A 14,212-nucleotide genomic window follows, 5' to 3' on the forward strand; every position below is an offset into this window, starting at 1 on the left:
TACCCACCGTGAGCACGCGAAGCGTACTGCCCGACCTGTCCGACGACGTCTGCGCGCGGCTGCGCGAGGCCTTCCGGCGCACCTCCTACGACGCCGACGGGGTGGTGGCCGCCCTCGGCGGGGCCGCCCACGCGGCGCTGGGCCGCGGCGAGCCGGTGCCCGCCGAGCGCGCGAGCCGGGACGCGGGCGAGCTGGGGACGCTGATCCGGCTGTTCCTGCTGGGCGGCACCGAGCCGGAGACCGCGGTGAAGAGCGCGTTCGCGCCGCTCTCGCCCGAGGACGCCGTCGCCGCCGGGGTGCTGAGCGCGGCCCAGGACGGCTACCGCGCCGCGCTCGACATCCGGCCGCACGGTGACGACGAAGGCTCCTGGTGGGTCGTGTCCGACCTCGACGCCGACGTGCTCGGCACCACCGTGCCCGAGGATCACGTCCTCGGCGTCGGCCACGCGTCGCTGTCGCTGATCCGCGCGACCAGCCGCCGCCCGGTCGGCACGCTCCTCGACCTGGGCACCGGCAACGGCGTCCAGGCCCTGCACGCGACCCGGCACGCCCAGCGCGTGACCGCCACGGACGTCTCCGAGCGGGCGCTGGCCCTGGCCGCGGCGACGTTCCGGCTGAACGAGCTGGACGTCGAGCTCGTGCGCGGCGAGTGGTTCGCGCCGGTCGCGCGCCGGAAGTTCGACCAGGTCGTCTGCAACCCGCCGTTCGTGGTCGGCCCGGCGCGCGTCGACTACACCTACCGCGACTCCGGGCTGGCCGGCGACGACGCGAGCGCGCTGGTCGTCCGGCAGCTGCCCGGCTTCCTCAACGAAGGTGGCGTCGGTCAGCTGCTCGCCTCGTGGGTGCACACCGGGAAAGAGGACTGGGCCGACCGGGTGAGCCGCTGGCTGCCCGCCGAGACCGACGCGTGGTTCGTCCAGCGCGACGTGGCCGACCCGGCGCTCTACGTCGGCACCTGGCTGCGGGACGCGGGCCTCGACCCGCGCTCGCCGGAAGGCCGCGCGAAGGCGGCGGCGTGGCTCGACTGGTTCGCGGCGAACGACGTCCGGGGCATCGGCTTCGGCTTCGTCACCTTGCGGCGCGCGTCCGGGCGGACACCGACCGTCGTCTGCGAGGACCTCCGGCAGGCCTACGACGACCCGCTGGGCCCGGAAGCGGCCGCCTGGCTGGACCGCGTGGAATGGCTGCGTGATTCCGATTCATTGCTCGATGTCCGTTTTGTGGTGCCCGACACGGTTTTGCTGGAAAGCATCGAGGAACCCGGCGACGAGGGCTGGGCGACGACCGTCCGGCGGCTGCACCGCACCGACGGACCCGGCTGGCAGCACGAGGTCGACGAGCTGGCCGCGCGGCTGCTTGCGGGCTGCCGCGGCGCGCTGCCGTTGGAGGATCTGATCGAGCTCCTCGCGTTCTCGCAAGGACTCGACGCTTCGGAGCTCGCCGCCACCGCGTTGCCCGTCGTCCGCGAGCTCGTCCGGCACGGGATGCTCGTCCCGGCGGGCCGATGAGGGCCGTAGCGGCGCGCGTCGCCCGGGCGGACGTGACCGTCGAGGGCGAGGTCGTCGGCGCGATCGACGGACCGGGTTTGCTTGTGCTGCTGGGAATCCACGTCGACGACGACGTGGCGAAGGCCGCCGTGATGGCGCGCAAATTGCACGAGCTGCGCGTGCTTCGCGACGAGGAATCATGCGCCACGGCGAATGCGCCGCTGCTCGTGGTGAGCCAGTTCACGCTCTACGGCGACACGAAGAAAGGGCGCCGGCCGTCGTGGACGCGGGCCGCCCGGCCGGAGGTCGCGGAGCCGTTGGTGGACGCCGTCGTGGCCGAGCTGCGCGGCCGCGGCGCGACCGTCGCGACGGGGCGTTTCGGGGCGATGATGGCGGTCTCGAGCGTCAACGACGGTCCGTTCACCGTTCTCGTGGAGGTCTAGACCACCGCGCCCCGGTTCACATCTTGACCCGATTCACATCGGATTCTCAGGTTCCCCGGTCACGGAACGTTCTCAGCAAAAGCTCAGCAATGGTCGAGCAACCGGAGCGCGCCGGCAGCCGTCTCCTTTTCAGGCGAGCCGGGAACGTTTTGGAAACCCGGAGCGTTGTGCCAGATGTCCAGCCAAGCCGGCCGGACCGGCGTACCGGGTTCCACAGGCCCCGGTCCGCGGGTACGAACCCGGTGGGACGACCGCAGCAGCACGTTCAGCCCGTGACCGGGGAGGCAGAATGTCAGTCCAGACTCTCGAACGCGAGTCGCGCGGGATTCGCGAGCGCATCCCGGCTCAGGTGTCCGAGGAGCCGGCCGTGAGCGTGGGGGCGCTCACCGACGCCGACCTCGACGCCCAGAGCCCCGCCGCCGACCTCGTCCGCGTCTACCTCAACGGCATCGGCAAGACGGCCCTGCTGTCGGCGGCCGACGAGGTCGAGCTCGCCAAGCGCATCGAAGCCGGCGTCTTCGCCCAGCACATGCTGGACACCGGGGAGAACCTCACCCCGAAGCGCCGCAAGGAGCTGTCCGCGCTGGTCCGCGACGGGCACGTGGCCAAGAACCACCTGCTGGAGGCCAACCTCCGCCTGGTGGTCTCGCTGGCCAAGCGCTACACCGGCCGGGGGATGCCGCTGCTCGACCTGATCCAGGAGGGGAACCTGGGTCTGATCCGCGCGGTGGAGAAGTTCGACTACTCCAAGGGGTTCAAGTTCTCGACCTACGCGACCTGGTGGATCCGCCAGGCCATCACCAGGGGGATGGCCGACCAGGGCCGCACCATCCGGCTCCCGGTCCACCTGGTGGAACAGGTCAACAAGCTGGCCCGCATCAAGCGCGACCTGCACCAGCAGCTCGGGCGCGACGCGACGAACGACGAGCTGGCGGCCGAGTCGGGCATCCCGGCGCACAAGATCTCCGACCTGCTCGACCACTCGCGTGACCCGGTAAGCCTGGACATGCCGGTCGGCACCGAGGAGGACGCCCCGCTGGGCGACTTCATCGAGGACTCCGAGGCGACGGACGCCGAGAGCGCCGTGATCTCGGGCCTGCTGCAGGACGACCTGCGCCGCGTCCTGGCGACGCTGGACGACCGCGAGCAGCACGTGATCCGCCTGCGCTACGGCCTCGACGACGGCCAGCCGCGCACGCTCGACCAGATCGGCAAGCACTTCGGGCTGTCCCGCGAGCGCGTCCGCCAGATCGAGCGCGAGGTCATGTCGAAGCTCCGCCAGGGCGAGCGGGCCGACCGGCTCCGCGCGTACGCCAGCTGATCGCTTCTCGTGAGGGGCGGGTGCCAAGTGCACCCGCCCCTTTCGCGTGTCTTCGACCAGCGGTTCCGCGTTTCACGCGGACGGCTCGGAAAATTCTTCACGAAAACCGGGTTTCGCCGTCGGCGGCCCTGGGTAGCAACCCTCCGCTGGTACCCGTTCGGCCGCGTTGACTTATGACCTTCGTCACGCCACATTCGTGGAGCGGCTTGCGGCACCGGCACTGACCTCGCGTCCGGGTGTGCACGCACCCGGCCGCGCGCCCCGGGAGGTCGGGTCCGTCGGGGTGGACCCGGCCTCCCGACCAGCTTCTTGAACCGACCTTGTGAACCCACAAGTTCCAAGAACGCACGCCGGCGGCACAACCCGGCACCCCCAGCAACCAGGCCTCCCCGCAACCCCGATCCGAAGCCAGAACACGGCCGGCGGTGCCGGGTCAAGGCACGCTTTCCCGCCTTGACGCGGTACCGCCGGCCGTAGTCACAATCGGGCATCGGGGTGGTGGGGGGGGGATCCGAGCCCACGGCCGAAAGCACGACGGGCGTGGGGTGGCCCACAGTGACCGGGTGCTTCTGTCCGGTACTCATCCGACCCTCGTAAGGTGGACCGATCCCGGAGCTGGCAAAGGAGCCTGGCAGTGCCGTCCACCACCACGTTTCAGCACACCGAAGTCCTCCCGCTGGGCAAGGACACCACGACCGAGTACCGGCTGGTCACCGACGAAGGCGTCGAAACCGTCGAAGCCGCCGGGCGGAAGTTCCTGAAGATCGCCCCGGAAGCACTCACCACCCTCGCGCGCACTGCCATCACCGACATCCAGCACCTGTTGCGCACGTCACACCTGCGCCAGCTGCGCGCGATCGTCGACGATCCCGAGGCTTCCGGCAACGACCGCTTCGTCGCCATGGACCTGCTGCGCAACGCCGCCATCTCCGCCGGCGGGGTCCTCCCGATGTGCCAGGACACCGGGACCGCCATCGTCATCGGCAAGCGCGGCGAAGGCGTCCTCACCGGCGGTGACGACGAGCGCGCCCTGTCGCAGGGCATCTTCGACGCCTACCAGCAGCTGAACCTGCGCTACTCGCAGATGGCGCCGGTGAACTTCTGGGACGAGCGCAACACCGGCACCAACCTCCCGGCGCAGATTGAGCTCTACCACAAGGACGGCCAGGACGACCCGGCCTACGAGTTCCTCTTCATGGCCAAGGGCGGCGGCAGCGCCAACAAGACGTTCCTCTACCAGGAGACCAAGGCCGTCCTGAACCCGAAGCGGCTCGCGCGCTTCCTCGACGAGAAGCTGCGCAGCCTCGGCACCGCGGCCTGCCCGCCGTACCACCTGGCGATCGTCGTCGGCGGGATGTCGGCCGAGTTCAACCTGAAGGTCGCGAAGCTCGCCTCCGCGCGCTACCTCGACAACCTGCCCGCCGAGGGCTCCGAGCTCGGCCACGCCTTCCGCGACCAGGATCTCGAGCAGCAGGTGCTGGAGATGACCCGGCAGTTCGGCATCGGCGCGCAGTTCGGCGGCAAGTACTTCTGCCACGACGTCCGCGTCATCCGGCTCCCCCGCCACGGCGCCAGCTGCCCGGTCGGCATCGCCGTCTCCTGCTCCGCCGACCGCCAGGCCAAGGCGAAGGTCACCGCCGACGGCGTCTTCATCGAGCAGCTCGAGCGCGACCCGGCGCAGTTCCTGCCCGACGTCACCGAGGAAGACCTCTCCGACGACGTCGTCAGCGTCGACCTCAACCGGCCGATGGCGGAGATCCGCGCGCAGCTCTCGCAGCTGCCGGTCAAGACGCGGCTTTCGCTCACCGGGCCGCTGGTCGTCGCCCGCGACATCGCGCACGCGAAGATCGCCGAACGCCTCGACGCCGGCGAAGAGATGCCGGACTACCTGAAGAACCACCCGGTCTACTACGCCGGCCCGGCGAAGACGCCCGAGGGCTACGCGTCGGGTTCGTTCGGCCCGACCACCGCCGGCCGGATGGACTCCTACGTCGAGCAGTTCCAGGCCGCCGGCGGCTCGCTCGTCATGCTGGCCAAGGGAAACCGCTCGAAGCAGGTGACGAACGCGTGCCAGGCGCACGGCGGGTTCTACCTCGGGTCGATCGGCGGCCCGGCGGCGCGGCTCGCGCAGGACTGCATCAAGAAGGTCGACGTCCTCGAGTACGCCGAGCTCGGCATGGAAGCCGTCTGGAAGATCGAGGTCGAGGACTTCCCCGCGTTCATCGTCATCGACGACAAGGGCAACGACTTCTTCGCCAGCACTGGCGACCCGGTGCTGCAGATCAGCTTCCGTTAGCACGCAAGGGAAGGGGACACCGGCCCGCCGCCGGTGCCCCCTTTCTTCCCTGCTCCCTCAGCCGACGCGCTCGATCCGCGCGCGCCGGATGAGGAACTTTCCGGGTTCCCGGACCTGTTCGAAGGCCGCGTTGTTGAGCAGCGTGCAGCTGCCCGACACCGACGTGACCTCCACCGTCGTGGACTTCGAGTTGTCCAGGTTGGTCACCTTCAGTTTCGTCCCCGCCGGGAACTGGTTGCTGGACGCGGCGGGCGCGCCGCCTTCGCCCGAGAGCGTCACGGTCGAGCCCGGGCAGACGACTTCGCCGACGGCGCCGGTGTCCACTCCGGACTGGTTCTGCTGCTGGTTCTGGTTCTGCTGCTGATTTTGCTGGGCCGGAGCCTGCTGCGCCGGAGCCTGCTGGGCCGGCGCCTGCGCGGCTTGGCCGGTGTTCGCGACGACGTTCGCGGTGCAGCCCGCGACCTGCCGCCGTTGCTGGATCAGGTCGACGACCGCCTGCCGGTTGGCGATCCGCGCGGCCGACTGCGCGTCCGGGTTCGCCTGCTGGCCCGCGATGAAGGTCAGGTTGTTCTGCAGGGCGGTGTCGAGTCCCCCGCAGTTCTCCTTGGGCGCCTCGGCGGCGTTGCCCGCGGGACTGCTCAGCGCGATGGCGGCCGCGGTGACGCCGGAAACACCCAGCAACGCGGCCAGACCGACGGTCGCCTGCTTGCGGTGCCGACCACTGCTCAACCGGGGCATGGGCCCCTCCTCTCTGATCACCACCTCACCCTTGGATACGGCTCGGTAACACGGGCGGTTCACCGGAATCGCCGGAAGTTTTTCGACAACTTCGAGAGGAGAGCGGAAGAGGTGGTCCGGACCACCGGGGCCGAACCGGGCGATTACCAGCGCTTGGACTTTGTGATCAAGCCACCGGAGTCGACTGGTGGTCCGAACCATTCACCCGGGCCGCCGTCGCCAGCGCCCACCGCCCGGTCGTCACCAGTCCCAGCACGAACACCAGCACCCCACACCCCGCGACGATCGCCCACACCGCGTGGCCCGTTCCCGGCGGCGTCCCCACGTCCGCCGCGACCACCGCGCCGATCACCGCCACCCCCAGCGACGTCCCCACCTGACGGCTCGTCGACGCCACCGCCGCCGCCAAGCCCGCCTGCTCGCGGGGCATCCCGGACACCGCCGCGTTCGTGATCGGCGCGTTGAGCAGGCCGTAGCCGATGCCGAAGCACACGTACCCCGTCACCACCCACGCGATCGGCGTCGCCGGGCCGATCCCCGCCAGCACCACGCCGGCCGCCGCGATCCCCGCACCGGCCACCAGCAACGGCAGCCGAGGGCCGCGAGCGCCGGTCAGGCGACCCGACAACGGCGCGCCCACCGCCGTCAGCACCGCCATCGGCAGCGTCAGCAACCCCGCGTGCAGCACCGAAAACCCGCGCGTCTCCTGCAGGTACAGCGTGGTCAGGAACAAGAACCCGGACAGCGCCGCGAACCCCGCGATCGCCGTGAGCGTCGCGCCCGAGAACGGCACGCTGCGGAAGAACCTCAGCTCCAGCAACGGATCCCGGCGCCGTCGCTCGTACGGCAGCAGCACCGCCAGCGCCGCCGCGGCGACCACGAAGCAGCCCACCATCACCGGCGCGCCCGAACCGCGGCCTTCGATGATCCCGTACGTCAGGGACGCCAGCACGACGATCACCAGCAGCTGCCCGACCGGGTCCAGCCGCCGCGGGCGCGGGGCGCGGGACTCCGGGACGAACAGCGCCGTCAGCACGATCGCGGCGATGCCGACCGGGACGTTGATCCAGAAGATCGAGCGCCAGCCCGCCCAGTCGACGAGCACGCCGCCGAGCACCGGGCCGACCGCCAGGCTCAGCCCGTTCACCCCCGCCCAGACGCCGATCGCGCGGGTGCGGTCGCGGGGCTCGGTGAAGACGTTCGCGACGATGGACAGCGCGACCGGGTTGAGCATCGACCCGCCGATCGCCTGCAGCGCGCGGAACGCGACCAGCAGCCCGACGCTCGGCGCGATCCCGCACAGCAGCGACCCGAGGCTGAACAGCGCCAGCCCGGTCTGGAACGTCCGGCGCCGCCCGATCCGGTCCGCGGTCGAGCCGGACAGCATGAGCAGGCTCGCCAGCACCAGCGTGTACGCGTCGATCGTCCACTGCAGACTGGAGACCGACGCGCCCAGCTCGCGGCGGATCGAGGGCAGCGCGAGGTTCACGATCGTGTTGTCGAGCCCGACGATGAACAGGCTCAGGCAGCAGGTGGCCAGGACCACCCGCCGGCGCACCGGCTGCGGCACCGCACTCCCCAACTAGTTGCACGGACAATATTAAGCACTGTACAACTAATTTGGGGGCGCACCGAGTCAGGCCGGGAACAGCTCCCCGAGCCGCGCGAGGGTCTTCTCGATGCCCTCGGCGTTCTTGCGCGGGAACGGGCTGAGGCTGATCGCGAGCGGGAACTTCGCCGTCGACCAGTCGAACGTCTCGGTGACCTGGGTGCGGCCGTCGTCGAGGGGCTCGAGGCGCCAGCGCCAGCGGTGCCCGTTGAAGTGCCGCCAGGCGATGAGCCTGCCCTCTTCGAACTCGACGACGGTGTTGAGGATCTTGTACGACGCGCCGATCTTCATGTCCATGCCGAACTTCGCGCCGAGCGTGAGCCGGTCCGGGCCGCCGGACTGGGCGGCCCGGACCGTGCCGGATCCGTCGATGAGCGGGTGCTGGGCCGGATCGGCGAGCAGCCCGAAGATCTTCTCGGGCGGCGCGGCGACGATCGCGGTGCGTGAGACCTGGCGGCTTCCCATCACCCGAGCCTAGGCCAGGGTGATCACTTCGGCGGCGTGGTCTTCAGCACGACCGTGCGCTGGTCCAGCGGCGCGGCCAGCGCGACCGAGATCACCGGGTACCGGATGTCCATGGTGCACATCTGGCCGGTCTGGGCCTTGGTCTCGCTCAGGTTGACGACGACGTGGTCGCCCGCCTGCTCGGTCGCCTCGCCGAGGGCGTGGCCGCAGCCGCCCTCCTGGGCGCGGACGTTGAGGATGGTGCCGCCGTTGGCCGTCCACACCTCGTGCGGGTAGCCACCGGGCAGCGCCGAGGCGTCGACCTTGCCGGGCGGGACGGGCGTGCTCCCTTCGGGCACGGTGAGCCGGGGTTTGCCCGGCGGGTTGGCCGACGGCGACGTCGGCAGCACCGACTCGGTCGGCGTCGTCGAAACGCTCCCGGTGGGCGCGGCGGAGTCACCCCCGGCAGCGGGCTGGCTGGTGGGCATGTCCTGGCCGGCGCAGGCCGTCGCCATCAGCAGGAACGCGCCTGTCCCGACCACCTTCGCTAAGTACCTCATGTCCCGAAGACGGAACGGGCGGCGCCGGGGGTTGCACGGAAGATCGATCCGGGCGGAGCTTTCGCGGGGAAAGTGCCCGGACGTGGTCTGGGAGGGCGACCCCGGGCATCCCGGGGCGGCCCTCCCAGCGTGTGCGGGAACTCCTCAGCCCTGGCGGAGCACCACCGTGCGCGTGCCGAGCGGTTCGGCGAGGGTCAGCGGGATGCTGACCTCCTTGATGTAGTCCGGGCACATCTGGCCCTTCTTCGCCGTGATGACGGAGACCAGAACGACGACCTGCTGCGGCGTCTGGTCACCGACGTGCGCGGCGACGCGGCGGCAGCCGCCCTCCTCCGCCTGGAGGATCACCGTCTTGCCGTCGAGGCTGCGGGTGAGGCTCCGGGGATAGCCCTCGGGCAGCCCGCGCGCGTCGACCTGGGACTCCGCGATCACGTCGTCGCCCGGGGCAATGCCCTGCGTCGGGCGGCCGACGGTCTGCGACGGCGGGGGCGCGACCGTCGGCGAACCCGGCACCGAGGACGAAGCCGACGTCGTGGGCGTCTCCGGTCCGGTGCTGCTCCCGGCGGGCGCCGCCGTGTTGGCCGCCCCGCACGCCGTCAGCGTGAGGAGCAGCAGGCCCGTACCCAGCAGTGTGCGCATACCTGCCAGACGGAGCGGACGCCCGTTCGGTTGCATCTACCGGTGCGCCGCCCGCCCGCGGACCAGGCCGAGCAGCTACCGCTCGTTGTCACAGCCGGCCGGCCGCCACGAACACGCAGACCGCGAGGATCACCGCGTTCACCCCGACGTTCCGCCACTCGGCCGCCTTGTGCTGGACGATCGCCAGCCGGCCGTGCATCGCCATCGCGCCCACCATCACCGCGGCCAGCCCCACTGCCGCCCAGCCCGTCAGCGCCGGCGCGATCCCCGCCGGCACCGGCACGATCAGCCCCACCACCGCGACCAGCTCGCAGATCGCGGTGAACCGGACCACCGGCAGCGGGTACGCCGCCGCGCCCGTCTGGCCGGTTTCGAGCAGCCGCTGACGCGACATCGTCGACTTCAGCGCGCCCGACACGGCGAAAATCGCCGCCAGCAGGACCTGGCCGGCCCACAGTGCGATGTTCATGACGTCCTCCCGTTCGGTTGTGCGGGAGGAACGAGATCGCCGAAGAAAGTGTGACGCCTCAGGCGCGGCCCAGCCGGGTCATGAAGCTCAGCCGGTCGCCCCGGTACAGCGACCGCACCCGCTCGAACGGCGCCCCGTCCGGGCCCCACGAAATCCGGTGCATCAGCAGCATCGGCAGCGCCGGGTTCGTCCCGATCAGCAACGCCTCGCGCGGTGTCGCCAGCACCGTCTCGACGCGTTCCTCGGCGCCGTCGAACACCACGCCGAGCTTCTCGCTCAAGCACGCGTACAGCGACTGCTCGGGGTTGAACACCTCCAGCAGCGTCGGGAACCGCTCCGCCAGGAGATATGTCGACTCCAGCCCGACGCGCTCCTCGTCGGCCAGCAGCACGCGCTCGATGTGGATCACCTCGGCGTCCGAAGTGACCTGCAGGTCCGCCGCCAGCGCGCTGCCCGCCACGCGCCGCTCGAGCGTGATCACCGTGCGGCCCGGCCGGATCCCCTGGCGGCGCAGGCCTTCGGTGTAGCTCACCAGGGCCAGCGGCTGCACCAGCTTCGGGCCCGCGACGAACGTCCCGCTCCCCTGCCGCCGGCTCAGCCTGCCCTCGAGCACCAGCTCGCCGACCGCCTGCCGTACCGTCGCCCTCGACACCTCGAACCGTTCGCACAGTTCCCGTTCCGTGGGCAGTACCGAACCTTCCCCCAGTTCCGCGATCACCGCCAGCAGCTCGACCTTCACCGCGTAGTAGCGCGGGACACGGCCGTGCTCGGGAATCCCGTCGAGAACGGGACCGTCGGCGGACAGGCGGGAATGGCGTGAAGGGGCGGGCACGGAATCGACCCTATTCGTTTCCCGGCGTGCCGTGGTTCGCTGTGGCACGTAACACGGCCGTCACACGGAGGATCACCCGGATGCGCTCGACCCCGCTGGCCCGCAGGCTGGGCCTCGCCGACGCCGTTTTCCTGGGCCTGGGCTCGATGATCGGCGCGGGCGTCTTCGCCGCGTTCGCCCCGGCGGCGCGGGCCGCGGGGGCCGGCTTGCTCATCGCGTTGGTCGTCGCGGCCGTGGTCGCCTACTGCAATGCGATGTCGTCGGCCCGGCTCGCCGCGATTCACCCCGAATCCGGTGGCACCTACGTTTACGGCCGGGAAAGGCTCGGTGAATTCTGGGGTTACCTGGCCGGCTGGGGATTCGTCACCGGGAAGACGGCCAGCTGCGCCGCGATGACGCTGACCGTCGTCGCCTACGCGGCGCCCGGCCTCGGGCAGCCGTGGCGCGGCCTCCTCGCCGTCGCCGTCGTCGGCGCGCTCACCACGGTCAACTACTTCGGCGTGCACCGCTCCGCGCTGGCGACCCGGGTGATCGTGTCGTGCACCCTGCTCGTGCTCACCGCCGCCGCGGTCACGATGGCCACCGGGCCGGCCGCGGGCGGCCCGCTCGTCGCGTGGCCCGGCACCGGCGGCGTCCTCGAGGCCGCCGGGCTGCTGTTCTTCGCCTTCGCCGGGTATGCGCGGCTCGCGACGCTCGGCGAGGAAGTCCGCGACCCGGCCCGGACCATCCCGCGCGCCATCCCGCTGGCATTGGGCCTCACCCTCGTCGTCTACGCGGCCCTGGCGATCCTGCTGCTCGTCCGCCTCGGCCCGGCCGGGCTCGCCGCGAGCCCCGACCCGATCGCGGCCGCCGTCCCGGGATGGCTCGCCCCGGTCGTCCGGGTCGGTGCGGCACTGGCGGCGCTCGGCTCGCTGCTCGCGCTCATCCTCGGCGTCTCGCGCACGACGCTGGCGATGAGCCGCGACGGCCACCTCCCCCGGTTCCTCGCCGCCGTCCATCCCAAGTACGACGTGCCGCACCGCGCCGAACTCGCCGTCGGGCTCGTCGTCGCCGTGCTCGCCGCGTTCCTCGACCTGCGCGCCGCGATCGGCTTCTCGTCCTTCGCCGTCCTGACGTACTACGCGGTCGCCAACGCCGCGGCACTCACGCTGAAGGGGAAGACGCGGGCCGTCCTGGGCCTGGCCGGGTGCGTCGTGCTGGCCTTCAGCCTGCCGCTGCCTTCGGTGCTCTCCGGCTGCGTCGCGTTGTTGCTGGGCGCTTCGGCCTACGGCGTTCGTCGGATCCGGCGGTGAGAAATCACCCAACCGCCCGAAAGATCCGAAGAAAGTCGGTTGTCCGGGTATGTGAGCACCTGGTGTAGTCGTGGGGCCGCTGACGGCAACCGGCTTCCACTGTGGACACTGGAAGGACTGATCCCCTTGGCTCCCAAGCGCTGGTTCACCCTGCTCAGAAACGCCACCACCGCACTGGCCGCGCTCGCCGCGGCCGCGTCGTTCGCCACCCCGGCGATCGCCGCCCAGCCGCCGTCCACCGACGTCGTCGGCGGGACCCGGGCCGCTCAGGGCGAATTCCCGTTCATGGTGCGGCTGTCCATGGGCTGCGGCGGCGCCCTCTACACCAAGCAGATCGTCCTGACCGCGGCGCACTGCGTCAGCCGGACGGGGTCGAACACCTCGATCACCGCGACGGTCGGCGTCGTCGACCTGCAGAGCTCGAGCGCGCAGAAGATCCGCTCGACCTACGTCTACCAGTCCCCGACCTACGGCACCTCGACCGGCGGCGACTGGGCGCTGATCAAGCTGGCCAGCCCGGTGAGCGGGCTCTCGACGCTGCCGATCGCGACCACGTCGACGTACAACACCGGCACCTTCACGATCGCCGGCTGGGGCGCGGCGACCGAGGGCGGTTCCCAGCAGCGGTACCTGCTCAAGGCGTCGGTCCCGTTCGTGTCCGACTCGACCTGCGCCGCGCAGGGCGGCAGCTACCCCGACCTCATCCCCAGCGCCGAGATCTGCGCGGGCAACCTGACCTCCGGCGGCGTCGACACCTGTCAGGGCGACTCCGGCGGCCCGATGTTCCGCCGCGACGCCAACAACGCGTGGATCCAGGTGGGCATCACCAGCTGGGGTGACGGCTGCGCCCGTCCGCACGCCCCCGGCGTCTACACCGAGGTGAGCACGTTCGCGTCGAAGATCGCCGCGGCCGCCGCCACCCTGTAACCGCTTCCGCGCAGAGGGGGCCCGCCTTGGCGGGCCCCCTCTTCAGCGGGTCTTGTCCAAACGGGACAGTGCTTCTTCGTAGCCGTTCACCAGATCCGCGACGACGTCGGCGACCGGCCGGACCGCGTTCATCCGGCCGACGATCTGCCCCACCGGCATCGACACCACGCTCGGGTCGTTCGCCGCGTGGATCCGGTTGTGGGCATGGGAAACCAGCAGGTTCTGCAGTGGCATCGGCAACGGCTCGGGCGCGTCCGCCGCGGCCCACGCCTCGGTCCAGCGGGTCTTGAGCAGCCGCGCGGGCTTTCCGGTGTAGATCCGGGTCCGCACGGTGTCCGACGAGCTCGCGCCGACGAGCGCCTGCTGCATCGCCACCGACTCGCCCATCGTCTGCAGGTACTCCTCGGTGGCGAGCCACATCGAGCCCATCCAAACGCCGGACGCGCCGAGCGCGAGCGCCGCGGCCATCTGCCGCCCGGACCCGATCCCGCCGGCGGCGAGCACCGGCACGTCGACCGCGTCGACGATCTCCGGCACCAGCACCATGGACGCGATCTCGCCGGTGTGCCCACCGGCTTCGTAGCCCTGTGCGACCACGAAGTCGACGCCGTTCTCGACGTGCCGGACAGCGTGCTCGGCCTTGCCGGCGAGCGCCGCCACCGGCACGCCGCGATCGTGGCACTGGGCGATGACGTCGACCGGCGGTGAGCCGAGCGCGTTGGCGATCAGCTTGATCGGGTGGTTCAGCGCGACCTCGACGTGCGAGCGGGCGACCGAGTGCAGCCAGCCGAGCACGCCCGCGCGTTCGTCGGTGTCGTCCGGCAACGGCGGCACCGACAATTCGCGGAGGACGCGGTCGACGAATTCGCGGTGGCCGTCCGGGATCATCTTCGCCAGGTCGACCTGGGTGCCCTCGGCGGGCACCTTCGCCGGCATCACGATGTCGACGCCGTAGGGCTTGCCGCCGGTGTTCTCGTCCATCCAGGTCAGCACCCGGTCGAGCTCGGCGGCGTCGTTGAACCGGACGCAGCCGAGCACGCCGAGCCCGCCGGCGCGGCTGAGCGCCGCGGCGACGTGCTCCGAGGGCGTGAACCCGATGATCGGCAGGTCGATGCCGAGCCGGTCGCACAGGGGTGTCCGCACTTGCGATGTCCT

At 71.1% G+C, this 14,212-nt stretch carries 14 protein-coding genes; 6 read left to right on the forward strand and 8 right to left on the reverse strand.

Features of this window, described 5'->3' with window-relative positions:
* Window positions 1-8 precede the first annotated feature (8 nt).
* The 4 genes from ABFJ78_RS22110 to ABFJ78_RS22125 all read left to right on the forward strand — a co-directional run bounded on the left by ABFJ78_RS22110 (window position 9) and on the right by ABFJ78_RS22125 (window position 5,547).
* Window positions 9-1,508: a DUF7782 domain-containing protein gene (locus ABFJ78_RS22110; RefSeq protein WP_436388234.1), complete on the forward strand. Its 1,500-nt coding sequence runs from the start codon at window positions 9-11 to the stop codon at window positions 1,506-1,508.
* Window positions 1,505-1,930, forward strand: a complete 426-nt coding sequence (gene dtd, locus ABFJ78_RS22115) for a D-aminoacyl-tRNA deacylase (RefSeq protein WP_436388235.1) — start codon at window positions 1,505-1,507, stop codon at window positions 1,928-1,930. The genes ABFJ78_RS22110 and dtd overlap by 4 nt, the downstream gene beginning before the upstream one ends.
* A gap of 289 nt (window positions 1,931-2,219) precedes the next feature.
* Entirely contained in the window at window positions 2,220-3,251 is a 1,032-nt protein-coding gene (locus ABFJ78_RS22120; protein ID WP_436388236.1) for a sigma-70 family RNA polymerase sigma factor, read from the forward strand.
* Window positions 3,252-3,885: 634 nt separating this feature from the next.
* Entirely contained in the window at window positions 3,886-5,547 is a 1,662-nt protein-coding gene (locus tag ABFJ78_RS22125) for a fumarate hydratase (RefSeq protein ID WP_436388237.1), read from the forward strand.
* 57 nt (window positions 5,548-5,604) lie between these two features.
* On the opposite strand, the gene ABFJ78_RS22130 is transcribed toward ABFJ78_RS22125, so the two are convergent.
* From ABFJ78_RS22130 to ABFJ78_RS22160, 7 genes are all read right to left on the reverse strand, one after another.
* The gene (locus ABFJ78_RS22130) at window positions 5,605-6,285 is read right to left on the reverse strand and encodes a hypothetical protein (protein WP_436388238.1); all 681 of its coding nucleotides are present in this window, start codon (window positions 6,283-6,285) and stop codon (window positions 5,605-5,607) included.
* Between the two features lie 166 nt (window positions 6,286-6,451).
* A complete protein-coding gene (locus tag ABFJ78_RS22135) occupies window positions 6,452-7,855 on the reverse strand; it encodes an MFS transporter (protein WP_436388239.1) in 1,404 nt (467 codons plus the stop codon).
* A 66-nt stretch (window positions 7,856-7,921) separates the two neighbouring features.
* A complete protein-coding gene (locus ABFJ78_RS22140) occupies window positions 7,922-8,359 on the reverse strand; it encodes an SRPBCC family protein (protein ID WP_436388240.1) in 438 nt (145 codons plus the stop codon).
* 23 nt (window positions 8,360-8,382) lie between these two features.
* On the reverse strand, window positions 8,383-8,898 hold the full coding sequence (locus ABFJ78_RS22145; protein ID WP_436388241.1) for a hypothetical protein: 516 nt from the start codon (window positions 8,896-8,898) through the stop codon (window positions 8,383-8,385).
* Between the two features lie 144 nt (window positions 8,899-9,042).
* Complete coding sequence (locus ABFJ78_RS22150) at window positions 9,043-9,537, reverse strand: hypothetical protein (RefSeq protein ID WP_436388242.1); 495 nt, start codon at window positions 9,535-9,537, stop codon at window positions 9,043-9,045.
* An 88-nt stretch (window positions 9,538-9,625) separates the two neighbouring features.
* Window positions 9,626-10,006 (reverse strand): DoxX family protein, encoded by a 381-nt coding sequence (locus ABFJ78_RS22155; protein ID WP_436388243.1) that lies wholly within the window; start codon window positions 10,004-10,006, stop codon window positions 9,626-9,628.
* A gap of 58 nt (window positions 10,007-10,064) precedes the next feature.
* Window positions 10,065-10,838 carry a GntR family transcriptional regulator gene (locus ABFJ78_RS22160; protein ID WP_400889621.1) on the reverse strand — a complete coding sequence of 258 codons (774 nt, stop codon included), beginning with the start codon at window positions 10,836-10,838 and terminating at the stop codon, window positions 10,065-10,067.
* Window positions 10,839-10,918: 80 nt separating this feature from the next.
* Here ABFJ78_RS22160 and ABFJ78_RS22165 point away from each other — a divergent pair, with 80 nt between their 5' ends.
* Together ABFJ78_RS22165 and ABFJ78_RS22170 are read left to right on the forward strand one after the other, a co-directional pair.
* Window positions 10,919-12,130 carry an APC family permease gene (locus ABFJ78_RS22165; RefSeq protein WP_436388244.1) on the forward strand — a complete coding sequence of 404 codons (1,212 nt, stop codon included), beginning with the start codon at window positions 10,919-10,921 and terminating at the stop codon, window positions 12,128-12,130.
* 126 nt (window positions 12,131-12,256) lie between these two features.
* A complete protein-coding gene (locus ABFJ78_RS22170) occupies window positions 12,257-13,057 on the forward strand; it encodes a S1 family peptidase (RefSeq protein ID WP_436388245.1) in 801 nt (266 codons plus the stop codon).
* 42 nt (window positions 13,058-13,099) lie between these two features.
* Here the strand turns inward: ABFJ78_RS22170 and ABFJ78_RS22175 are convergent, their stop codons facing one another.
* Window positions 13,100-14,200, reverse strand: coding sequence for an NAD(P)H-dependent flavin oxidoreductase (locus ABFJ78_RS22175; protein WP_436388246.1), 1,101 nt, complete (start codon window positions 14,198-14,200; stop codon window positions 13,100-13,102).
* Between the last annotated feature and the right edge of the window lie 12 nt (window positions 14,201-14,212).

Origin of the sequence: Amycolatopsis sp. MEPSY49, from assembly GCF_051337345.1 — a bacterium.
Classification (GTDB): Bacteria; Actinomycetota; Actinomycetes; order Mycobacteriales; family Pseudonocardiaceae; genus Amycolatopsis.